The following is a 21,962-nucleotide window of genomic DNA, read 5'->3' on the forward strand; positions in this document are numbered from 1 at the left end:
GTAAGTATCCCTATAAATTCCCACTACGGGCTAGCGATTATAAACCAATATCGTAGCCTTACAATTTGTAATAATCTTGAAAGATAATATCTGTAAACATATTCATTCAAAATAAATAATGTATAATAGGCTTGGGTATTAACCATGCCCGATTGAAAAGAATAAAGCAATGATAGTAACCACGACCAATTTCAGTGTTCCAATAGCAGCCAATGTAGTCACGGTTGTGCTATCAATTAAATAATAATGGTATTGGTTACTGTACTGCGTTATGTGTCTCTGTAACCAACCTTTTAAATAGTTTAAAATTTTGGTGTCATCTGCTGACTTCGCTAATTTGGCGATTTGGATAGTTTCACATATATTTGAGTTGTCGTGGAGGTAAAATAATACATAGAAATGGCAGCTACCAAACAAGATACATTTAATGAATTTCATAAAACGGCTTACAGATTATTGAAACTGCTGCTTTCACTATCCGAAGAGCAATTAAACTTCCAACCCACACACGGTTGGTCAGCTGGACAATTAGGAGATCATTTGTATAAATCCTATCAATTTGTTGAAATTTTGAATGGAAAAACAACTGTTACAGAACGACCAATCGACCAAAAACTAGATCCAATTAATGCCCTATTCGCAGATGATTCAATTAAAATGAATGCACCGAAAGCAGTATTACCTTCAAACGAAAAAATAGATAAAAATGATTTGATAAAGTCTTTGGAAAATCGGGTTAAACAAATAAAAGAGACTATCGAAGCAAGCGATCTGTCTCTGACTTGCATTGCCTTTTCAATTCCGGCATATGGTGAATTCACGAGATATGAATGGATTTGGTTTAATATTTACCACACGCAAAGACATTGTCGTCAGTTAGAAAATATAATAGTGTCCAACAACTTATTTACCAAGTAACTTAAAAATACACGTTATACATTATCATCCGTATTTTTCCTGATAAATGCTAATAATGAAATCTTATGAAATGGTTATATAGAAAAGAATTAAAAGATAGGGGTTCATTAGCGAAAGTGGAAGCTACAATATTTTCCGTACAACTGGGGCATATGATACGATCGATGCCATTTTGGCCGGTATCAAATACAGTGCGCTCAGTTGTTATTTCCAGACCATTTATATCAAGTTGGTATGGAAGGAACTGAGGTTCCGACACAATGTATTGAGCACCATCAGAAATTGCATATCCAAGGTTGTCGAGTATGCAATCCGATAATTCAGCTTTGACGATATCTTTCGAAACTAACCACTTTAAAATATCATTTACAACAACTTTATCAAAAGCGTACCTGGACACTTTAGGCACAAGCGAAATAGTATAGTCACTCATAGACTAAAAATAAAGAATAATTGGAACAATGTTCTAACGATTTTATACAAATTTTTCTCCAAATAGCTGGATCAGTTCGGAAACAAAGCATTCGGAACCTACGAATTTGCCTTTTGATAATGTTTGTAATGCCTATTCTTACTTAAGTGTCCATTTTATTGTTGCAATTCCACTTTATTTAAGGAAAGTAAAAACACTTTCCGTTTAAGCTCTGAAAAATTATAAACTTTTTTCCTATGCCATTTGAAATAATACCATACTAATCGCTTAATAAAACTTCAACATATTTTGCAAGTATTTTAAACCCGACGGCGAACCATCCAGCCATATGAGCGTACATAATAAGAATTTGGTCCAAGAGGGACTTCCTTTAAAAATTAGTAATTCATCACCGAATTCTTTATTTTTAATATTCCAGTTTTTTGGTAAGAGGTCACAAAAATAGAATTATGCATGGATATAAATTTAATCAAAGAGAAATTACGCTTTCTACAGGATAACCCGAATAAATTAAATAAAATTACACCAAAAGAGTTTTTTCTTAATCCTCCTATTCCTGAATCCGAGGTTTTTTATATTGAACGCAATCTAAGGATTAGGTTCCCCGAAAATTATAGAGGCTTCATTACCAAAATAGGGAATGGTTGCAGTGGGCCAAATTATGGGCTTTTGTCCTTAGAGGAATCAATGATAGACTTTAAACTTAAAACAAAACCTGCTATTGATCTGACAATGCCATTTTCTTATTCTGAAAGCTGGAATGAAGACTGGGTTTTTGATATTGATTGGGAGAGTGGAGAGCGACCGGATGAAAATCAGTTAAATTCATATATGGATACAGGGCATATACATGGATGTCTGCAGATTTGCCATATTGGACATGGTTGTACTTATCTTTTGGTTGTAAATGGAATTGAATACGGCAATATTTGGACTGATGAGAGGCCTGACTATGGGGGAATAACCCCTTTATTAGATACTAATGGCTTGAGGGTGTCTTTTGAAGATTGGTATACCAATTGGTTGAAAGAGGTTATTTGAAGTTGTCACGTGCTGGTATTTTCATAAAGTGTGCTGAGCTCTGCTGTTTTTTTAATAAAAGTCACAGTAGAAATTCCATTCTTCTGTTTTCGCATTTTTAGCGAAATACATCGTTCCGCTATCAACTATATTCAAGTTTGCTTTGTCGTCGGATGCAATTTGAAATACAAATTCAAAGTCTTTGCCAAAATAAACACCTGGTTGACAAAAGCTTGGATAACCTCCAAGTTTGTGTCCATATTTATTTTCAGCTATATCATAATAACCTTCAATTATTCCCGAATCTTCAAGTTTTAATATTTCATTTTCCATTTCACTTGTTAAACCACCTCCATCCCACACAGGATAATCTTCTTCTATTTTTGAAGGTTTTAGGGGAAATGGTTTTAGTCCTGAATCAGGATTGTTTAATTCTTTAATTATTAATTTGTCTGATTTTTTGTATTCTCGCAATATCCATTCATTTCCGTTAGCTGTTATATCCATTGGAAGTTCTTCCGCTATAAAAACAGTAATCACCATAGTATCAGCTAAAATATCAGGTCTAATTTCTATATCCTCTAAGCAAAGTTGGAACAAAGGAAACATTAGATTTCCATTTTTGTCTTTTGGAATTTCTTCATCTTCTTTGTATAAGTAAACTTTTCCTATCCAACTTTCAGAAATGGAATTTGTTGGCCTAAAACCTCCTGTTTTAAATTCTATAGCTTTTCTTACAATCTGTTGCTTTATTTTTTCTACTTCATTCATTGTGAATCGCGTTTGGGAAATTGCAGATAATAACTGTATTAGCGAAACTAATATACTAAAAGTTTCGCCAATCCATCCTTATATATGTATTTCCATTACCGTCCAAAACCATTAGACAATTCGTATAAAAAAGTGGCGCATTGTGTTTCCAAATATTATATTGAAAACACAATGCGCCACAAATACAATGGTAAATATAAAAGTTTTCAGTCAGCTTCTATCCTTGATATACCGGGATAGTGGAATCTGTCCAATCTTGTGAGCTTTATACGCATGAACATATTTATGATATTTCTAATGTTCGTATCATTCCATTATTGCTGACAATATTTGCTCAAACTTTGTATTTCTTCTATTTTAATGATCAGCACCAGAATAGATCCACATCGGTTCAGTTTGGCCTGCTCTTTCAAAACCGTTCTTTTTATAGAAGTCGATAGCCTTTCCATCAGCCGTAAGCATCTGCATATGAAAGTCCTTGTAAATCTCCTGCATTTTATCCATAATCAAACGACCAACCCCTTTGCTTTGATAGGAGGGGAGCACTAGTAGATGCGGATAATATACCACCAGATATCCATCGGAAATGGCATTCCCTAGCCCGACTAATGTTGTACCATCCCATGCAGTAACCAGAGAATGCGAATTTAAGAGTGCTTTCATCAGTAATTCTGGCTTTTCGGCTGCACTCCATTTATTAGCTTGATATAGTTGTAGAATATCATCCGCGTTCAAATCTCTATTTACACTAAGGGTTATGTTCATAAATTATTCTTTAGTTGCCTCTTTTACCTTGCATGCTTACTATTTATTACTCGTAAACTTTAGCTCCCTTGAAAATTTCAGCAAATGTTGACCATGCAGCTTTTCCAGCATCTACTCTGTTCAATAGTCGACATCTAGTTGTTTTATGATATTCTAAGCAAAGGTCGCGCTAATCGGATCTTTTCATTATCGTTCACTAATAGACTTACCCAATAGATTAGAAATATTAGGCATATTTTCTAAAAGCCAGCATGGTTGATCCGATAGGGGGAGAAACTCCCTTATGTTTCCATTTAGGATAAATATAAGATCTCGGTGTTCCATTTCCGATGTATCAATTATCTTTAAGCTATCAAAGATAAGGAAGCGTCTGTCTACTTGGTGTAAGTTCCCAAAATAGTTGTCTCTCAAAGTCAGGGGATCAACATTGTGACCACCTTCTTTTGCCCTTATAAGTACACGGTCGGATGAGATATCAACATTATCCAGACCGAAGAAAACCATATGTAAATAATATCCAGCATCCTTAAATCTCTGCAAAGGCTCCCAACTATTATCCTGAGAAAAATGACCTTCATAAGCGAAGTCAATACTATTGGAAATAGCATTATTTACTAACGATTCGAAAGTAGAATCGACAAAATCTGACGCTTGTGAATTCAATTCTCTTTGAACTCGGATACCAGACCTCCATAATTCCGACCTTTTTTGGAGGTAGAGTTTGTCACCATCGAAAACATTTTGTAAATGCGGAGGAAAATATATTGGGCCAATTGTAGACTTTCCTGCACCATTAGATCCAGTGATGACGAATAACTCAGGCATTATATGAGATTAAATCGACGTCTAAGATTTATAGCTTCTGATTTATCCAGAACTTCCAGCGTTTCAAAATCATTGCCTTGAGAAGATTGTTTTACGAGATGAATATTACCATTCGGATATTCAATGTAACATAACTTTTCTTCCATTCCTTTAACGTTGATCATAAACGGTAAACCGTTTTCCAATCTCTTTAATCTTAGCGCTCTTACTGCTACAGTACCGCTCTTTACCTGTTCGCGTAGCGATATTACAGTCATACTTAAAAAATAGTTGATATACCAAAGATAAAAAAATGTTTTAAGGTATTATCTATGAATTTTTAACATAATCATTTCTTTAGTGTTTTCTGACCTCTTTTCAGATGCCAGCGCAATTCCTCAGGAACTAAATCAAAGGCAATGCTAGAGATCCCAAAATCTTTTGAGAATAGCTCCTTATTGTTATGACAAACTGTTATTTGATCCCAATAAGCCAGGAAGAAATCTCCTTCCTGAATAAAGTCCATCCAGCCATCTGCTTTAATTGATGCTTGTTTGTTGGTCAATATAATACCCGAATAATTTTCCAGACTACCATCCAGAAACATTCCATTATGTCCCTCGATACAGGATTTCGACCAGTCGAAATCAAATTTGATGCTCAGGCCCAATAAACTATTTAGTTCATCAACAAGTTGGATTTGCACCAGTCCCCTTAACTTTGGTCCCATAGTACATGAAAATCCATATTTATCCCAATTACTTTGCATAGATCCCGGATTTACTCTTTGTTCAATGCTCTTTTTGATCTAAACATAACATAGCCAATCAATGGAAATACGCCGGAAAGAATAACATAAATGCATTGAGCTTGGAAACCGTGGTTGAGATTTAATAAAAAAGGTATTTTCTCAATAAGATCACCGATTAAAATTTCATAGCATATATAATAAGCTTCTAAGATAATCCACACGATTGTAATTCCGATATTTTTATTAAACTGATAATTTCCCGTGATGAGTACACACGATATAAGTATTATCAACCCAATCAATGCTGGCCATAATATGGAGATTACCTTTCTATTTCTTTGCGCCTGTAAGTATCCTGCATAAATAAGTCCGGCAACTTGCAATCCAAAAATAATCAAGTTAAAATCTAAACTCCCCGTAAAATACCTCAGCCAATCACCGTCTGTTAATAATGCATAAAATGTCAAAACTACAAAACAGAGATGCACAAATAGGGGAGCGTTAATTCTCTTCATTATCTATATTACGTTTGTAGAATCTCAATGTTTTTATCGCTTTGAGAAGATCCTCTTCTGTTTGCGCTTTTAGGTTTGCTCCGTAAAGATTAAATCGGACTTTTGAAGAGTCTCCCCATAGGCTACCGATGTATATTCCAGTCGTACCTTTCCCGGATATCCTAGGAAATACGATTTTGGCTCTTCTGTTATCGATGGTATCCCAGGATACATTTTGTTTTCTATACAAATCGGCATCAATATTCATCGACATGATATCTTTTACAACAACGAAACCCGAGGAGTCTAGATCGTTTTCCTCCATCATTTGTCTCGTAATGACTTCTATGTTAGGTTCAGTCAGGGTATTTGAATACATTCCCAGATCAAAGTAAAGCGTATCCGTGTTATCTACAGCAATTGCGCCGACATAACTGTCTATTCCGTTTTGTTTGACCTGCTGCCATTTATAGGGAACCTCTATTGTGAATAGACCAAAATCCATTTTCTTTGTGCGCGATGGATCTATGCACCCAACAAAGAGGATAGTAAGGGCAGAAATGTGGAATAGTTTTATGATCTGTTTCATACTATGGCTTGTGTTTTGAATCTACGAAATTCGGCTGAAGAGTACAAGAAGTTATTGATTTAAGAGGGTGGTTTATATCTCTATAATAAGATTATTATTAAATCCGTTATAAGCTTCATTAATATAACCATGCGGATTGCATATAATTTCGGTGCTGCCGATTTTATAGTTTACAGGAGTATGTACATGGCCATGGATCCAATAGGAGGGTTGATGCTTTACGATAAAATCTTCCATATCCGAGACGTAGGCGGCGCTGATCGGATCATCCAAATATTTCGTTGGCAGAGATTGAATGCTCGGCGCATGATGCGTCACTACGATATTATGCTTCGCTTGATTGACACTAAGACTCTGCTCCAGCCATTGCCTTGAAGTTTGGTGGATTCTAAACGTATCGATGCTTCTCAATTTGGTATAACTGTCACCTAGTCTGATCTTCTTATAATCATTCATACGGCTTTGGCATAGCGATCCATATGCAGCTGGATTGCCCTTTAAGGAAAAATCAGTCCAGAGTGTGCAGCCATGGAAACAAACCTGGTCGATCTCCAAAGATTCATTTTCCAACACATGGATATTTGAGTTACTTGCGGCATCTTTGATTTTATGTAATGTTTTCGGATAGGCTCCCTTATAATACTCATGATTGCCCAGTACATAAATGATCGGCATATCCAAAGAAAGTGATTTGAGCCAGTTGATCCCTTTCACCCCTAGATCAGTATCTCCAGCCAATACAAGTATTTCAGCTATATTCAGATTGATATCGTTGTATCCAAATTCTCTATGCAGGTCGCTAACAATATGGATTTTCATCTTTGTCTTTTTGTCTTAGATTCTAATTTTAAATCACCATCACTGAATGATAGGGGGTATGTATAGCCGCATTTTACAGCACGTCCATTTTGAAATCCTGGTTTCCAAGGACTAGATTTTCGAATCAATGTTATTAACGCTTCACCAGTTTGATAACCAATATCTTTGACTATCTGAAAATTACGGAGCTTGCCATCTTCTCCAACCGTAAAATTGATGATCAGTTTACCATTTACTTTTGCCTTCTTGGCAGCCGTTGGCACTTTATAATGACTGATAATCCAATTTTTGAACCCAACTGAGCCATCAGGGGGCTCAGGAAATACCTCGTTCATTTCTCGAGGAGATTCGATGATTGTATTTTTATTTACTCCTTTCGATTTTGCCCGTTTCTTTTTAAGGAAATCCTTTGTACAGATAAAGATAACATCATTTGGGTTACAACCGATCTGTCCTTTGTTTTTTATGTAATCGAGCGAAACAGTTTGACTTTTGATTTCGACCAGTTTTTGATTGAGCTTGTCTTTTTCATCTACTGAATATCGCGTCGCATCAATGACAAAACTAGTCTTTGGATCAGCGTGCAAGAAATCAACCAATGATTGATGATTGATTAAAACTGAATTTATACGTATGGAATCCAAAATAAGGGATTGACCAAAAGCCTGCGATAGCAGGCCTATTGATAAAATACATGTAAATGATAAGTTAAGAATCGAGAAAATCCCCATTGTATTAATATATAACTCAGTAGCTAATTTACATATCTATTTTGTATCTTGATACAAAATGATTAATCTAATTATTAGGAAGGTCTTGAATGACTATGTCACTTTCATCGATAACTTCAAATATTAGTTTTCTCCCTATATTGAAGAATTGGAACAAAAAAGTAGCCGGAATTGTTCGGGATATTACGTTACCGTGTATAGGAATCATTTAAACAGGAGAGGATATTAGTTTGGCAGATCGTTTGACGTAATTTCTTAGGAATGGGAGCTAATATCTTGATAACTATTTTATAGCAAATGAACCATAGATATCTACTAGCATTATTTTTTCTCGCAGCAAGCCAATTAGCTAATGCACAGTTTGCAAAAATCATTGACAAAGATGGTTATGTAAATGTGAGGAAATAAGCCACAGTTAATAGCACAATTGTTTCAAAAATCGCTGCTGATGAAATTGTCTATGCTTTTCCCGATCAAAAACTCGGCGATTGGGTAAGTATTGATTACATCAACAGTCAAAACAAAAGTGTTACTGGATACGTACACAATACAAGAATTAAATTTATTGAATCTTATAAACATATTCCCAATATATCCTTTGATGAAAGCAGGGCAACATTTAGATCAAATGATGTCACTGTGGAAATGAGGTCCGACAAGTTCGATTACGAAAAAAATAAAAGTTACTTTTCATCAACTAAATATGAAGGCTATACCGTTGTAGACAAGTTTAAAGGGCAAAAGCTATGGGGAACAGATGGTGGAATCCCTTCAAGCCATTACATATCCATAGAAGCAAAAATAAAGGGTAGGACTGTCCTAGTTCCGGAACAGGAAATTGAAAACCTCTTTAATGTCAACAATGAATTTGCAGCATGTTATTATGATGATTTAAATGATATTTTATATATCACTTCTGTAAATAGTGATGGAGCGGGTGGATATGCGGTTTTATTTACGATTGAAAAAGGTAAATATAAAGCACGAGTGGTGACAATGCCTTTTTAGGTGATAACAAGGGGTATTCAAACTCGATGATATGTGTTTCCACTCAGTACTCAGTTGTGCTGAGCTCTGCTGTTTTTTTAATAAAAGTCACAGTAGAAATTCCATTCTTCTGTTTTCGCATTTTTAGCAAAATACATCGTTCCGCTATCAACTATATTCAAGTTTGCTTTGTCGTCGGATGCAATTTGAAATACAAATTCAAAGTCGTTTCCAAAATAAACACCTGGTTGACAAAAGCTTGGATAACCTCCAAGTTTGTGTCCATATTTATTTTCAGCTATATCATAATAACCTCCAATTATTCCCGAATCTTCAAGTTTTAATATTTCATCTTCCATTTCACTTGTTAAACCACCTCCATCCCACACAGGATAATCTTCTTCTATTTTTGAAGGTTTTAGGGGAAATGGTTTTAGCCCTGAATCAGGATTGTTTAATTCTTTAATTATTAATTTGTCTGATTTTTTGTATTCTCGCAATACCCACTCATTTCCGTTGGCTGTTATATCCATTGGAAGCTCTTCTGCTATAAAAACAGTAATCACCATTGTATCAGCTAAAATATCAGGTCTAATTTCAATATCTTCTAAGCAAAGTTGGAACAAAGGCAACATTAGATTTCCATTTTTGTCTTTCGGAATTTCTTCATCTTCTTTGTATAAGTAAACTTTTCCTATCCAACTTTCAGAAATGGAATTTGTTGGCCTAAAACCTCCTGTTTTAAATTCTATAGCTTTTCTTACAATCTGTTGCTTTATTTTTTCTACTTCATTCATTGTGAATCGCTTTTGGGAAATTTCAGATAATAACTGTATTAGCGAAACTAATATACTAAAAGTTTCGCCAATCCATCCTTAGTATATGTATCTCCATTACCGTCCATAACGATATAAATAATGAGCAAACGATTTTATATATTCTCACAAAGATCGTTACAGAAATCAGTTTTTTCTGGAACATGGTCAATATCCCTCAAATGAGAGTCACCATTTTGNNACCTTCAACAGCGGATGGAAGCAGGGGAGGATTGTCAGGCCTCATATGAAAGCGAAATGGCAGAGCTGCTGGAGATATTGGATAGCTTTAAGATCTCTGACATTGATCCATTGGATGAAGAAGCATTTTGCGCTGCCTTGAGCGAAGCATTGCCAAAAACAGAACTTGCCCCTTATTTTGATGTGTATGGTAAGTATCCCTATAAATTCCCGCTATGGGCCAGCGATTATGTATAGTTTCTCTTAGTTAATTCTAAATACTTACAGTTTCTTATAACCGATTATTTCTCCAAACCATTACATTAACTCTTTACCTTTAAATACTCCGATTTTTTGGGAGACGTCAATCTAATATCACTATTAAAGTTTAAAGTGTTACACTTTTGTTCAATAATTGATCAGTTGGTGTCAATTTTTCGCTAGAATTCCTATCTTAACCTAACAATTAACCACTTATAGATCAACTATGAAATTATTTATTTTGCCATTTGTATGGCTATGTTTTGTCGCATGCAACAAAATAACACCTTCAAAAGAAGAAGCTGCGTTGTTGAAATCAGAAAACCACAGCACGCGCGCCAGTTTAAGCACAGTAGTAACAACCTATCCTTTGCCCAGCAGTCTGCCAAATCAGTATAGATCCGCAGCCTATACAGTCAGCGCGGGCGGGAATTCAATCGGCCTCTATCATGCTGGAAATAACGGTTGGGGAAATAGTGTAAGTTATGGTTACTTCGATTTCAGCGGCACAGTTTCAGTATCAATCACTCCCTCCAGTGGCTTTAGTACATTCAAATTACTACCTGCATCATTAGGCATCACAGGGGTGAGATCCGGCAACACAATTACTTTCACCCTCTCTCAGCCGACCAATATATCCCTGGTATTGGACAACAACTACCAGGGAAAGGTGCTGCATTTATTTGCACAGGAGCTCGAAAGTAATATTCCATCTGCCACCGACCCGAATGTACTGTATTATGCTCCGGGATATTACGATCTGAGCTCGCAGCCACCGTTGACGTTGAGTTCCGGAAAAACATTATATATCGCGGGCGGAGCAGTTATTAGAGGAAGAGTAAAAATAGATAATGCATCAAATGTGACAATAAGGGGTAGGGGCATTCTGCTTAACGATTACAACAGTCCGACAGATGATATTGCCCTAGCATTAGGGACAGTAAGTAGCTCAACTGTGAAAGATATCATTGTCAATCGAAACATCGGAAGCTGGACTGCTGCCATGCATAATTGTTCATTCGTCAACGTATCAAATTATAAGGCTGTCAGCCCATATTTTGCCAGTTCCGATGGGTTCAATATCAATAGCAGCCACGATATTACTTTTGATAAATCCTTTATCCATTCTGCTGATGATGCAGTTGCCATCAAAGGAATGTCGGATCAAATTCCGGCCAATTCCCTACCGGTATACAATATTATCTATAAAAATGCGCAATTGTGGGCTGACGCAAATAATACAATCGGTATCGGTGCGGAGACACGTGCGGCCTATTTTCAGAACATTAAGTTTCAAAACATCGATATTTTATACAATTACGACGACAAAAATCATCCAGATGTGCTTCCTGATCGCTCAGCCATCAATATTTTTGCCCTACATGGCACCTATTTTAATGATATAACCTTTGAAGACATCCGTGTGGAAAAAGCAAAACGATTAATAAATGTACAGATGGATGAAACATTTTATTTCGGTTCATTGACAGGAAACTGGAGCTGGCCCGGAGCAATGACAAACATTCTCTATAAGAATATTACATCTACCTCCGGAGGCAGCAACGAAGTTAAGCTGGTTGGCTGGAATGACAGCCATCGCATCGAAGGAGTGACCTTCGAGAATGTGAAGATAAATGGCAATTATATAAAGGATTTTAAGGATAGTCATCTGACGCTGAATCAGTATGCAAATGCGGTCAAGATCATCAGTCCATTGGGTACAGTTAATAGTGATGTATATAATGCATCGACCGATTTTTCCACTGCACAGGGAAGACGCAGATGGTATTATAAATACTGGCAAGCTGGTATAGGTACAAATTTGATGAGCTGGAATCCGGACGGATCCAATCATTGGCGCGGTTCGGGTAGCTATGATGCAATATGGAACGGCAATGGTAATATATATATTCATCCGGATAACAGTCAGCCGATACTCGCGTGGAATGCGCCAAAATCGGGTACCGTAAAAATTACTGGTCTGGTTCGTAAAAATGATACCGGGGGCGGGGATGGCGTAAACGTGAGTATTTGGAAAAATAATGCAATGATCTGGCCATCCGGCAGCTGGCAAACGATTGTTTACAACAATACCACTGGATTTTGGCATGATATCAATGTGCCTGTCACTTTTGGCGACGAATTATCCTTTCGTGTGGATCAACGTTCCAATTCAGGCTGGGATACTACATACTGGAATCCAGAAATTGCATTTCAATAAGCATTTTTGCTATCCATTTCAATCGTCAGGATTGAAATGGATAGTGATTATTTAGCCTTTCTATATTGGCTTGGCGTTATACCGAAGAAATCTTTAAATTGTTTGCTGAAATAGTTTGCATTGGAATAACCTAATCTATAGGCAATTTCAGAAATACTAAATGATGGGTCTTTTAATAACGTTTTGGCATAGTCAAGTTTAACTTTGATAATGAAATCAGTAGGCGTGAGGTCTGTTATTTTCTTTAACGATAGATACAGTTGGGTTCTACTGATGCGCATTTCCTGTGCTAGTTGATGGACTGAAAAACTATTTTCTGCAATATTTCTAACAATAATTTCCTGCACTTTTAAAATAAATGTCTCCTCCTGTGAATTTGCTTCTTCTTTAATTCGTAAAGGCTCCGCCTGACTGTAGTAATGGCGTAGCGTAGCTTTATTTTTTAATAAACTACCCATTTTAGCCAGTAGCTCCTGCGTGCTGAAGGGTTTATTGATATAGCCATTTGCGGCTAATTCATAACTTTTGATTTTATTGGCAATCGTATCATAAGAAGTCATTAGGATAATCGGGATGTGTTTGGTCTTCGGGTTACTTTTCAAATGCTTGCATAATTCATATCCATCCATGATAGGCATCATAATATCGCTGATCACCATGTCGATCGGATTATTTCGAATGTATTCTAAAGCTTCTTGTCCATTGTGAGCGATGATGACATGGTAGGATTCCAGTAATTTATTTTTAAATAGTTCTGCCAGATCAGTATGATCTTCTACCAGAAGAATTTTATGCGTATTGCCTTCCGACGGAACATCAAATCTTATTTGGCTGTTATCAGTGTAAATCACGTCGTCTATGAGTTCCATTGTTGCATGTAATTCGAGATCTGGGTCATCCGGAAGCTCGGACGCAAAATTATCCACCGGTATAGTTAGTGTAAATTGTGTTCCATCTTCAATACTGCTATTCACATCAATTTGTGCGTTTATACGTTTGGTGAGTCCTATGACCAACGCTAGACCAATACCGTTATTATCGTAATAATCGCCCGTAGACTTTTGTCTGAAATAAGGTTCAAATATTTTTTCAATCTGTTCTTGTGGTATATAGCTACCCGTGTTACTTACATGAATAACAACTTCATTGCTGCCTGTGGAAGCAGCCAATACCAGTAGTATCCGACCACCCACCTCACAGTTTTTAAACGCATTGCTCAGCAAGTTGCTGATTATTTTTTCCAGTTTGTCAAAGTCGAGGTCGACATTTACTTCCGTCAATGGGTGATCAAATCGATATTCAATATGTTTACGATCAAATAAAGGAGCAAACATCGAAAAGATATTTTGACAAAATGAGACCAGGTCTCCATTCATGGTATTTAATGGGAGATTGCTGCTTTCAATCTCCCTAAATTCCATCAATTGACTTATCAGGAACGTGAGCCGTTTAATATTCTTTTGGGAGATTTCATATTCCTTGATGTTTTCAATCTTATTATTTGAGAAAAGATCTTCCTGTATCGCCATAATAATGGCTAATGGAGTCTTAAGTTCATGGGACATGTAGGTGAAAAAATCAAGCTTACTTTTATTCAGTTCCTCTAATTTAGACTTTTCTACTTCAGCCAGTTTTATCTTCAAGATTTTCAAATGTCGTCTTTTTAAGAACTTTCTAAATAGGATGAGCGCCACAATCACCAATGCCCCATATACGCAGAGCATAATATTGCTCAGCAGGAAATGGGGTTTGATTTTGATCAGCAATTTTTTTGTCGCAATGATATTATTGTTCAGATCTACTAACTTAATATGTAGTTCGTAATTTTTTGATTTCAAGGAAGTAAAAGTTATTGTTCCTGAAGCTTTCGAAAGTTCATACCAACGCTTATCAATGTCTTTTAAAGTATAAAATATGCGATAGTTTTCGCGGCTTTGCGGATCGAAATTTACTTGATTCACCTCAATCGAAATCATATTTTGATCATAAGGCAGCACGATCTCATTCGTGTGATCAATACCTTTTTCAAAATACTTTTTGTTTCTGAGTTGGCTGATATTAAATATTTTAAAATCAGAAAAGTAGAGTAAGGGTTTATGTGCAGGAAGAGGATCAAGCTGTGGCGCCTTAAAAAAACATATTCCATCAACAGATCCAAAATATAAGGTATCATTGTAATAATAGGCGGAACGCTCGTTAAACCAAGACGTGTTTAACCCCCAGCTGACATTGAAATTCTTAATGGACCGGTCGGTATCAATACAGTATAAACCATTTGTTGTTGATAGCCAATACCGCTTAGAATTGTCTTTCTTGATACCATGTATTTGAATATTTATTTTCCCTCGACCGGGATAAGGCAGTAGATGACCATTGCTATCAATAAAATAAAGATAGTTTTGCTTTGTTCCCAAAAGAACATTTTCTCCATCAAGGAGCATGGAGAGGAATTGTACCCTATTTCCCTTATCAAGTTCTTTCTTATATATTTTAGTTGTCTTTTTGCTCCAGTCATAACATATGATCTCATCGAGGCAGCAAATCCATATTAAATTATTGTTTACCGCGATATCATTGATCGTCGAGGTCGTTTTAATTAGGGTTGTAAAATTATCTTTATGGCGATCATATATGCTTACAAAACCATCTGTCCCCACAAGTAGATAATCCTGGTTGAAGTTTCGGATGGAGAATATTCTATTATTTGGCAGGGATGATGCTTTGTTCTTATCATATTGGTAATGCTTGATTTTGTTGCCCTGATCAGCTAGGCAGTACAGACCGTTTGATTCTGACCCAGCCCAAATATTGCCCTGAGCATCTCCTTCCAGTGATATGATATTATCACTGATGTTGCTATTTTCCTGATTGAACCTTTTTATTATCTGCGATTGCCCATTGTATACATTTATCCCGATGGCGTTGGTTGCCACCCAAAGCTGTTTTTTAGACGACATGAGTATATTGTTGATCACAATCCCACGGGCTCTTTCCGGATTGGTGACATGTAAAAAATCTAGCCAAGAGTCATTTTTTGAAAGACAGAATGCTCCATTAAAATAAGTCCCCAATATCATGTCATCGAGCTTACTTTTGTAGATCGCACAGACAGTTGAATTAAGCTCATTGTCAAAGTTCTCTATTAACATCCGATACTCTGTATACTGGTTGATATAGTCAAATACGGCCACGCCTTTGTTATGTCCTATCCAAAGTCTGCCCTCTGCGTCTTCGGCAATACTGCATACATTTTGGATCTGTGTGGGCTGCGGTAGCTGTGCCTTAAATTTATTTTGGACGGGATCGAAGCGCAGGATACCATGCCTTTTGGTTCCTACCCAGGTCAGATTTTTACTATCACAGTACAGAGAGGTAATCAGCACATCCCTGTCATAGCTTTCCGCGAAATTAAAACTAGCTAAAACATTCCCTTTTTTGTCACATTTGGCAACGGTGGTGAAAGTAGCTCCCCATAGGTTACCTTGATTATCTACCTGAATCCTATTAAAGTATACATTGTTATTGAGCACAGTAATCTTTTGTTCAGCCCATTTATATAACGTATTGTTGCATAGTATTACAACGCCATCTATCGTCAAGGCCAAGGCTTTCGACGTATTATGCAATTCGGTTTTGATCAATAGCCTATATTTGTTGGTGCTGAAATCATATACATAGATACCATTATCCGCAGCAATGATCATTTCCTGTTTGAATGATTTAATTTCGATGATTTTGCCCGGTTGAAAGAGGGAGTCGCTAATGGACTTTGGATTGCCCATGATGTGGGCGCCATCATATAGGTTAATGCCATCGCTCGTTCCGATCCAGATACGTCCTATGGGGTCTTCAGCGATTGCGGTTACCCGATTTGAGAGAAGGCCATTTTCTTGTGTCAGCTTATTATATTTTCTGATATGCTGTGCATCCAGTGATAGACAGGTAAACAGTAGATAACAAAATATGAAAAACGTTTTTTGAGTCATTTTTTTTAGGCTTTGCTTATTTATCAAATAAACAACTATGTATAGATTATTAAATATAATATCGTTTATTTAATTGTAATATCGTTCAGCTTCTCAAAAAAAAATGATGAAAAATTAAATTCATCCATATTTAAACCATATTATCTTTTTTAGTTAGAATAACTCCTTATTTTCGGGACGAAGTTGCAGATCACCTTGTTCTGCGGCACATGTAACCAATTACCAAATTTAGGAAGAGATGAACCGAAAAAAGTTAAACCATAATGTGCTCTATTTTCTCTTTGTTTTTCTATTAGAGCCGCCTGTCGTTCATGCGGCGTGGAGAGCGAAAGCGATTTCTGTGGAGAGATATTGCGAACAGGAGATTCGCAGCGGGCGTGTCCTTGACCCGCAGGGAATTCCACTCGCTGGTGCTAATATTAAAATAACGGGAACGCAGATAGGTACCAAGACCGATAGTGAGGGACGGTTTAGTATTAACGTTCGTTCTGGACAGAGCCTGCAAGTTTCATTTTTGGGTTATAAGCAGACTGTTGTTCAGGTCGAATCTGGCATGGGCGAACTGATAATTAAACTTGAGCAGGACAGTTTTGGACTACAAGATGTTGTTGTCGTAGGATTTGGAAAGCAAAAGAAAGTAAATCTCACGGGGGCAGTTACCTCCGTTTCCATGGCTGATATAGAAAGCCGTCCCATTACAAATGCTTCTATGGCATTAGCGGGAAAAGTGGCCGGACTACAGGTTACGCAAAATTCAGGACAGCCCGGTGCTGATGGCGGTACCCTAACGATCCGCGGGATCGGTACATTGAACAATGCGTCGCCCTTGGTCATAATAGACGGGTTTGAAGCAGCAATTAACGATGTAGATCCAAAAGATATCGCCTCCATATCCGTACTAAAAGACGCTGCATCGGCATCGATATATGGCAATAAAGCAGCAAATGGTGTTATTTTGATTACGACAAAAAGAGGGCAGGAAGGAAAACTGAAAATAAAATATGATGGATATGCCGCAGTTCAACAAGTTACGAGGTATCCAGAATTGTTGAATTCCTATGATTATCTAACGCTACTGAATGAAGCGAAAATAAATTCAGGTTTCCAGCCGCAGTATGATGATGAATACATAAGCCATTATAAAGAGATCAAGGATCCAGTACGCTATAGGGATTACAATTGGGCAGATTTTTATTTTAAGCCTGCATTACAGCAAAACCATTATTTGCAGCTTAGTGGCGGCAAGGAAAATATTGTTTATGCCATTTCCGCAGGATACCTCAATCAAAAAGGTATTGTTGAGGGTACGAATTATGATAGATATAATTTCCGATTCAATACCCAGCATTCATTTTTAAACAATAAAGCACATTTGGGCCTTACTGTCTCGGGATATATCGGTAAGTCAAAGGACCTGATCGAAGGGGCTGGGGCGACGATTGCCCGAATTACCCAAATGGCACCATTTGTCGTTCCAAAGATAGAAGGATACGGATGGACCGACTGGTTCTATAGCGATGCGATTAAAGAGGCAGGAGGAGGTCAGACCTTTGATAATAGCAATTTGAATACAATCGCAAATTTGACCATTAATCTAACGCCGCGGCTTACATTTGAAAGTGCATTGAGCTATGTGACCAACAATGACCGGCAGCTGTCTTATGCGCCAAATGTAGATCTATTTCTGGTTACTAGGGCAGCCGACGGAACCAGCATCATTGGAAAAAACAATTCCAGAGAATCTTCCATCAGCAAAAGCTCAAATAAATATGGTACTATTTCCAGCTGGGCAAACCTTAATTATGCCTATGACTTAGCAAAAGATCATCATTTTAAAGCGCTGGCAGGATTTCAGCAATTTCAATGGAAAGGCAATTATTTCCAAACGTCAATCAGGCGACTGTCCGCCAATCTGCCTTACTTTAGTGTGGGTGACCCTTCCTCTGCCAAAAATAGTGATTGGGGAAGCAAGGAAACCTCCGTTGGATTTTTTGGAAGGTTAAACTATGATTATAAAGGCAAATATCTATTTGAGGGCAACTTGCGGTACGATGGCGCCTCGAAATTTGCACGAGGCCACAAATGGGGTACATTTCCTTCTTTTTCTGCCGGATGGCGCCTATCGCAAGAGCGTTTTTTCAAAGATATTACCTTCGTTCAGGATCTAAAGATAAGGGGATCTTGGGGGATCCTGGGCAACCAAAATATCGGCAACCCCTATGCTGGTGCTGATATATTAGCGTTAGGAGGAAGGCAGAACAACTATATTTTTAACAATCTCGACAACGTAGGCGCAGCCGTTTCGGTGATCGCCAATAAGGGGCTTACTTGGGAACAGACGACACAGACTAATATCGGTCTTGACCTACAGATCTTCAAGGATTTTAACATAACAGCAGATTATTATATTAAGAATACAAGCGGTATTCTGCTACAGCTACCTATTTCCAGCACATTTGGTTTTACAGACGTCCCCTTCCAAAATGCAGGAAAAATGCGCAATAAAGGGCTTGAGCTGACACTGGGCTACCATAAGAAAGTCAACGAATGGCTATTTAAGGCAAATGTTGCTGTAGCCCACAATCGAAATCGTGTGACTGACCTGAAGGGAATGAGCCCGATCATTTACGATGGCGCTATATTAAAAGAAGGCGTAGAGTCCACTTCGTTATTTGGATACGATACCGAAGGTATATACCAGAGTGAAGGGGAGATACAACAGCATCTCCGTACTTTCGATGGAGATGGACACTCCCTATTAAATTCTTACGCAGGCCTGCGGGCCCAACCCGGAGATGTCAGGTTGAAGGATCAGAATGGTGACCGGATTATCAATGATAAGGATAAGGTCGTATTGGGACATACCGCTCCTGATTATGTGTTTTCTGCGGACCTGAATGTTCAATACAAGGGATTTGAGCTGCGCGCTCTTCTGGAGGGCACATCTGGTGGCAAAGGATGGAGTGCAGGGCAACTGGTTACACCATTCTTTAATGGCGGATATAATGGCGCCAGCTGGCTTATAGATAGATGGACGCCTGAACGGCCCAATAATACCTATCAGCGTGTCTATTTTGACAATCAGCGCAGCAATCTAAAGTCTAGTTATTTCGTAGAAGACCTCTCATACCTTCGGGTCAAGAATCTCGAACTGAGTTATAACCTCGCTGACCAACTACTTCGTAGGCTTTCTATCCAAGGATGCAGAGTTTTTATCAGCGGACAAAATTTGCTGACGTTGACAAAGTATAAAGGCTTTGACCCAGAAGCTTCGGGCAATCCCAGAGAGGGGACAAGAATTGGAAACTATCCGCAAGTGAAAACCTACACCCTAGGCGTGAATTTAACATTCTAAACTAATTGACATGAACTCAAAACTATTGCTTTATACATTTATTTTTTCAGGAATGCTATTCGCTTCCTGCCAAAGTTATCTGGATACAGTCCCTGAAGACAAAGTAACCCCTGAAAGCTTTCTGACAGGAGTAGAGCAAGCTAACACGCTATTAAACGGAGTATACAATCAATTGTACTATGACAGTCCTGATAAGATGGTTCCTTATGTCTACGACAATATGAGTGATAATTCCTTCAATTCGCATTCTTGGGATCCAGCGCCACAATTTGCATCCGGTACACAGACGGGTGACAGTGATTTCACATTGGTCAAATGGAAATATAACTTTAGAGGCATCTCACGTGCAAATTCATTGCTCAAAGGGCTCGCTGGCGCAGATGCGATCGCTAATTCGGACAAGGCTAAAATAAGTGCTGAAGCGCGTTTTTTAAGGGCGTACTATTATTTTGATCTAGTCTGTTTTTATGGCGAGGTACCCATTTTGGACGAACAGACCGTTTTAAACAATCCCGAACGGGGTAAATTGGATGCGGTACTATCGTTTATAAACAACGATCTTGATTATGCGATAGATCAGCTTCCGATCGCATTAGGAGGAGAGCGTGCATCCAAAGGTGCAGCTTTGATGTTGAAACTTCGGGTGGCCGAATGGATGAATAAGCCCGAGCTTGTCATTTCCCTGGCCCAGCAGATACAAAAACTCGGTTATCAGCTGTATCCGAATTATTTTGAGCTTTTTCAGCCAGCGGGTATTGAGCAAAAAGATAACCCCGAGATTATCTTTAAGATCAACTATGCCAAGGATCTGCAGAGCAGCGAAGTCTCTAAAATCTTTGGGAATTGGAATAACTTTACGCCGACTCTCCAGATGGTTGATAGTTATTATACTACGAATGGATATCCAATCCGTGACATCCTTACCACTGACGGTGCATTTATTGCAGGCGATCCTAGTTATAATAAAGACCGCCCTTTTGACAATCGTGATCCGCGGTTGCAGCTATCCATCGTTGTTCCCGGTTCCGAGTTTAGATTAGATGGCCAAGGTTGGTATCAGGCACATTACATACCTGCCAACTGGGATGTTGCCACATCTTTTACTGTCCGTAAATTTGTTGATCCCTATCTCAAGACACTGACCAATGAAACCACAGACCGAATTGTGATGCGTTATGCAGAAGTGTTGCTTGCTTGGGCAGAGGCGGAAAACCAGCTTCATGGCCCTTCTGCTCAAGTTTACGAACTGCTCGATAGAGTAAGATCACGTGTCGGGATGGTGAAAGTTTCAAAGGCCATGCCTAATATTTCCCAGGCCGTTATGACAGAGGTAATTCGCAATGAGAGACGTGTAGAGTTTTTTGCGGAGGGGAGACGATGGTTTGATATCCGACGTTGGAAAATAGCTGAAGCCGTTATGGTCGATGCATTAGGTTATGATAAATCCAAGCTTTCCTGGTACTCGGATGGCAACATTACAACCTACTGGCAGTATATTCCTATTGTCGTTGACCGCAGGTCTTTTAATCCCAACAGGGATTATTTGTGGCCGATACCCAATGAAGAACTAAATGCTAACCCGAACATTAAACAGAACTCAGGATATTAATCATTCAAATATTGTAAAACTGAAACGAATGAAGACACAATATATCTATTTTTTCATACTCCTATTATTTATGTCCTGTACAGAAAAAATCGAGTATGTTAACCCTACTTGGGTACAACAGCTATTACCAGTGAATAGCACGCAAATTAAAATTGATTATTTTGACAATGAGACCGTGCAGGAGTTTAGCTGGGTACAGCGGGAGGGAGCTACCTACACCTTAATTCTGGGCATTGACGAGAATTTTGGCAATCCAATTCGATATGAAGTGGGAGCAAAAGCCAGCTATAAAATTCCCAATCAAGAATTTTTGGATGATCTGAAAAAACTAAATCCAGCGTTTAAAAATTCAGGCCGATTTTTTTGGAAGCTAGAACAGCGAAATCAAGGAAAAGTCGAAAGCGTATGGCGCTATTTTGATGCTTTGGTTTCAGTATCCAGCTTTGTCGACCC

Annotated in this window: 20 protein-coding genes; 8 read left to right on the forward strand and 12 right to left on the reverse strand. The window is 37.9% G+C overall.

The window, feature by feature from the left end; translation table 11 throughout:
- Positions 1–399: 399 nt before the first annotated feature.
- Positions 400–918, forward strand: coding sequence for a DinB family protein (locus tag B4G94_RS23765; RefSeq protein WP_286862465.1), 519 nt, complete (start codon positions 400–402; stop codon positions 916–918).
- 49 nt (positions 919–967) lie between these two features.
- On the opposite strand, the gene B4G94_RS23770 is transcribed toward B4G94_RS23765, so the two are convergent.
- Positions 968–1,351: a hypothetical protein gene (locus tag B4G94_RS23770; protein ID WP_286862467.1), complete on the reverse strand. Its 384-nt coding sequence runs from the start codon at positions 1,349–1,351 to the stop codon at positions 968–970.
- Between the two features lie 453 nt (positions 1,352–1,804).
- On the opposite strand from B4G94_RS23770, the gene B4G94_RS23775 reads away from it, so the two are divergent.
- Positions 1,805–2,392 carry a hypothetical protein gene (locus tag B4G94_RS23775; RefSeq protein ID WP_286862469.1) on the forward strand — a complete coding sequence of 196 codons (588 nt, stop codon included), beginning with the start codon at positions 1,805–1,807 and terminating at the stop codon, positions 2,390–2,392.
- 51 nt (positions 2,393–2,443) lie between these two features.
- Here B4G94_RS23775 and B4G94_RS23780 read toward each other — a convergent pair whose 3' ends face one another.
- From B4G94_RS23780 to B4G94_RS23820, 9 genes are all read right to left on the reverse strand, one after another.
- Entirely contained in the window at positions 2,444–3,142 is a 699-nt protein-coding gene (locus tag B4G94_RS23780) for a DUF1963 domain-containing protein (protein WP_286862470.1), read from the reverse strand.
- A 357-nt stretch (positions 3,143–3,499) separates the two neighbouring features.
- Positions 3,500–3,907, reverse strand: a complete 408-nt coding sequence (locus tag B4G94_RS23785; RefSeq protein WP_286862471.1) for a GNAT family N-acetyltransferase — start codon at positions 3,905–3,907, stop codon at positions 3,500–3,502.
- A 186-nt stretch (positions 3,908–4,093) separates the two neighbouring features.
- Positions 4,094–4,732, reverse strand: coding sequence for a zeta toxin family protein (locus B4G94_RS23790; RefSeq protein WP_286862472.1), 639 nt, complete (start codon positions 4,730–4,732; stop codon positions 4,094–4,096).
- Positions 4,732–4,989, reverse strand: a complete 258-nt coding sequence (locus tag B4G94_RS23795) for a hypothetical protein (RefSeq protein ID WP_282254582.1) — start codon at positions 4,987–4,989, stop codon at positions 4,732–4,734. Before B4G94_RS23795 ends, B4G94_RS23790 begins: the two co-directional genes overlap by 1 nt.
- Before the next feature lie 71 nt (positions 4,990–5,060).
- On the reverse strand, positions 5,061–5,480 hold the full coding sequence (locus B4G94_RS23800) for a hypothetical protein (RefSeq protein WP_286862476.1): 420 nt from the start codon (positions 5,478–5,480) through the stop codon (positions 5,061–5,063).
- A gap of 11 nt (positions 5,481–5,491) precedes the next feature.
- Positions 5,492–5,977, reverse strand: a complete 486-nt coding sequence (locus B4G94_RS23805) for a hypothetical protein (RefSeq protein WP_286862477.1) — start codon at positions 5,975–5,977, stop codon at positions 5,492–5,494.
- A complete protein-coding gene (locus B4G94_RS23810; protein WP_286862479.1) occupies positions 5,964–6,545 on the reverse strand; it encodes a hypothetical protein in 582 nt (193 codons plus the stop codon). The genes B4G94_RS23805 and B4G94_RS23810 overlap by 14 nt, the downstream gene beginning before the upstream one ends.
- Positions 6,546–6,617: 72 nt before the next feature.
- Positions 6,618–7,364, reverse strand: coding sequence for a metallophosphoesterase (locus tag B4G94_RS23815; RefSeq protein WP_286862480.1), 747 nt, complete (start codon positions 7,362–7,364; stop codon positions 6,618–6,620).
- Positions 7,361–8,095, reverse strand: a complete 735-nt coding sequence (locus tag B4G94_RS23820; RefSeq protein ID WP_286862481.1) for an energy transducer TonB — start codon at positions 8,093–8,095, stop codon at positions 7,361–7,363. Before B4G94_RS23820 ends, B4G94_RS23815 begins: the two co-directional genes overlap by 4 nt.
- Positions 8,096–8,734: 639 nt before the next feature.
- Here B4G94_RS23820 and B4G94_RS23825 point away from each other — a divergent pair.
- The gene (locus tag B4G94_RS23825) at positions 8,735–9,103 is read left to right on the forward strand and encodes a hypothetical protein (protein WP_286862483.1); all 369 of its coding nucleotides are present in this window, start codon (positions 8,735–8,737) and stop codon (positions 9,101–9,103) included.
- 77 nt (positions 9,104–9,180) lie between these two features.
- Here B4G94_RS23825 and B4G94_RS23830 read toward each other — a convergent pair whose 3' ends face one another.
- On the reverse strand, positions 9,181–9,879 hold the full coding sequence (locus B4G94_RS23830) for a DUF1963 domain-containing protein (protein ID WP_286862484.1): 699 nt from the start codon (positions 9,877–9,879) through the stop codon (positions 9,181–9,183).
- A 234-nt stretch (positions 9,880–10,113) separates the two neighbouring features.
- On the opposite strand from B4G94_RS23830, the gene B4G94_RS23835 reads away from it, so the two are divergent.
- Positions 10,114–10,335 (forward strand): hypothetical protein, encoded by a 222-nt coding sequence (locus B4G94_RS23835; RefSeq protein ID WP_286862485.1) that lies wholly within the window; start codon positions 10,114–10,116, stop codon positions 10,333–10,335.
- Positions 10,336–10,564: 229 nt separating this feature from the next.
- On the forward strand, positions 10,565–12,559 hold the full coding sequence (locus tag B4G94_RS23840) for a glycosyl hydrolase family 28 protein (protein WP_286862486.1): 1,995 nt from the start codon (positions 10,565–10,567) through the stop codon (positions 12,557–12,559).
- A 47-nt stretch (positions 12,560–12,606) separates the two neighbouring features.
- Here the strand turns inward: B4G94_RS23840 and B4G94_RS23845 are convergent, their stop codons facing one another.
- Positions 12,607–16,545 (reverse strand): hybrid sensor histidine kinase/response regulator transcription factor, encoded by a 3,939-nt coding sequence (locus tag B4G94_RS23845; RefSeq protein WP_286862488.1) that lies wholly within the window; start codon positions 16,543–16,545, stop codon positions 12,607–12,609.
- A gap of 238 nt (positions 16,546–16,783) precedes the next feature.
- Here B4G94_RS23845 and B4G94_RS23850 point away from each other — a divergent pair, with 238 nt between their 5' ends.
- The 3 genes from B4G94_RS23850 to B4G94_RS23860 all read left to right on the forward strand — a co-directional run.
- Entirely contained in the window at positions 16,784–19,900 is a 3,117-nt protein-coding gene (locus B4G94_RS23850; protein ID WP_286862490.1) for a SusC/RagA family TonB-linked outer membrane protein, read from the forward strand.
- Between the two features lie 10 nt (positions 19,901–19,910).
- The gene (locus tag B4G94_RS23855; protein WP_286862491.1) at positions 19,911–21,509 is read left to right on the forward strand and encodes a RagB/SusD family nutrient uptake outer membrane protein; all 1,599 of its coding nucleotides are present in this window, start codon (positions 19,911–19,913) and stop codon (positions 21,507–21,509) included.
- Between the two features lie 28 nt (positions 21,510–21,537).
- On the forward strand, positions 21,538–21,962 hold a 425-nt coding region (locus B4G94_RS23860; protein WP_286862493.1), incomplete at its 3' end, for a hypothetical protein.

Origin of the sequence: Sphingobacterium sp. UBA7625 (genome assembly GCF_002484085.1) — a bacterium.
GTDB classification, from domain to species: Bacteria; Bacteroidota; Bacteroidia; order Sphingobacteriales; family Sphingobacteriaceae; genus Sphingobacterium; species Sphingobacterium athyrii.

Excerpts from the sequence above, each read along its gene's own strand:
- B4G94_RS23765 (WP_286862465.1), top strand. The coding sequence starts at position 400 with ATGGCAGCTACCAAACAAGATACATTTAATGAATTTCATAAAACGGCT.
- B4G94_RS23770 (WP_286862467.1), bottom strand. The coding sequence starts at position 1,351 with ATGAGTGACTATACTATTTCGCTTGTGCCTAAAGTGTCCAGGTACGCT.
- B4G94_RS23775 (WP_286862469.1), top strand. The coding sequence starts at position 1,805 with ATGGATATAAATTTAATCAAAGAGAAATTACGCTTTCTACAGGATAAC.
- B4G94_RS23780 (WP_286862470.1), bottom strand. The coding sequence starts at position 3,142 with ATGAATGAAGTAGAAAAAATAAAGCAACAGATTGTAAGAAAAGCTATA.
- B4G94_RS23785 (WP_286862471.1), bottom strand. The coding sequence starts at position 3,907 with ATGAACATAACCCTTAGTGTAAATAGAGATTTGAACGCGGATGATATT.
- B4G94_RS23790 (WP_286862472.1), bottom strand. The coding sequence starts at position 4,732 with ATGCCTGAGTTATTCGTCATCACTGGATCTAATGGTGCAGGAAAGTCT.
- B4G94_RS23795 (WP_282254582.1), bottom strand. The coding sequence starts at position 4,989 with ATGACTGTAATATCGCTACGCGAACAGGTAAAGAGCGGTACTGTAGCA.
- B4G94_RS23800 (WP_286862476.1), bottom strand. The coding sequence starts at position 5,480 with ATGCAAAGTAATTGGGATAAATATGGATTTTCATGTACTATGGGACCA.
- B4G94_RS23805 (WP_286862477.1), bottom strand. The coding sequence starts at position 5,977 with ATGAAGAGAATTAACGCTCCCCTATTTGTGCATCTCTGTTTTGTAGTT.
- B4G94_RS23810 (WP_286862479.1), bottom strand. The coding sequence starts at position 6,545 with ATGAAACAGATCATAAAACTATTCCACATTTCTGCCCTTACTATCCTC.
- B4G94_RS23815 (WP_286862480.1), bottom strand. The coding sequence starts at position 7,364 with ATGAAAATCCATATTGTTAGCGACCTGCATAGAGAATTTGGATACAAC.
- B4G94_RS23820 (WP_286862481.1), bottom strand. The coding sequence starts at position 8,095 with ATGGGGATTTTCTCGATTCTTAACTTATCATTTACATGTATTTTATCA.
- B4G94_RS23830 (WP_286862484.1), bottom strand. The coding sequence starts at position 9,879 with ATGAATGAAGTAGAAAAAATAAAGCAACAGATTGTAAGAAAAGCTATA.
- B4G94_RS23835 (WP_286862485.1), top strand. The coding sequence starts at position 10,114 with ATGGAAGCAGGGGAGGATTGTCAGGCCTCATATGAAAGCGAAATGGCA.
- B4G94_RS23840 (WP_286862486.1), top strand. The coding sequence starts at position 10,565 with ATGAAATTATTTATTTTGCCATTTGTATGGCTATGTTTTGTCGCATGC.
- B4G94_RS23845 (WP_286862488.1), bottom strand. The coding sequence starts at position 16,545 with ATGACTCAAAAAACGTTTTTCATATTTTGTTATCTACTGTTTACCTGT.
- B4G94_RS23850 (WP_286862490.1), top strand. The coding sequence starts at position 16,784 with ATGAACCGAAAAAAGTTAAACCATAATGTGCTCTATTTTCTCTTTGTT.
- B4G94_RS23855 (WP_286862491.1), top strand. The coding sequence starts at position 19,911 with ATGAACTCAAAACTATTGCTTTATACATTTATTTTTTCAGGAATGCTA.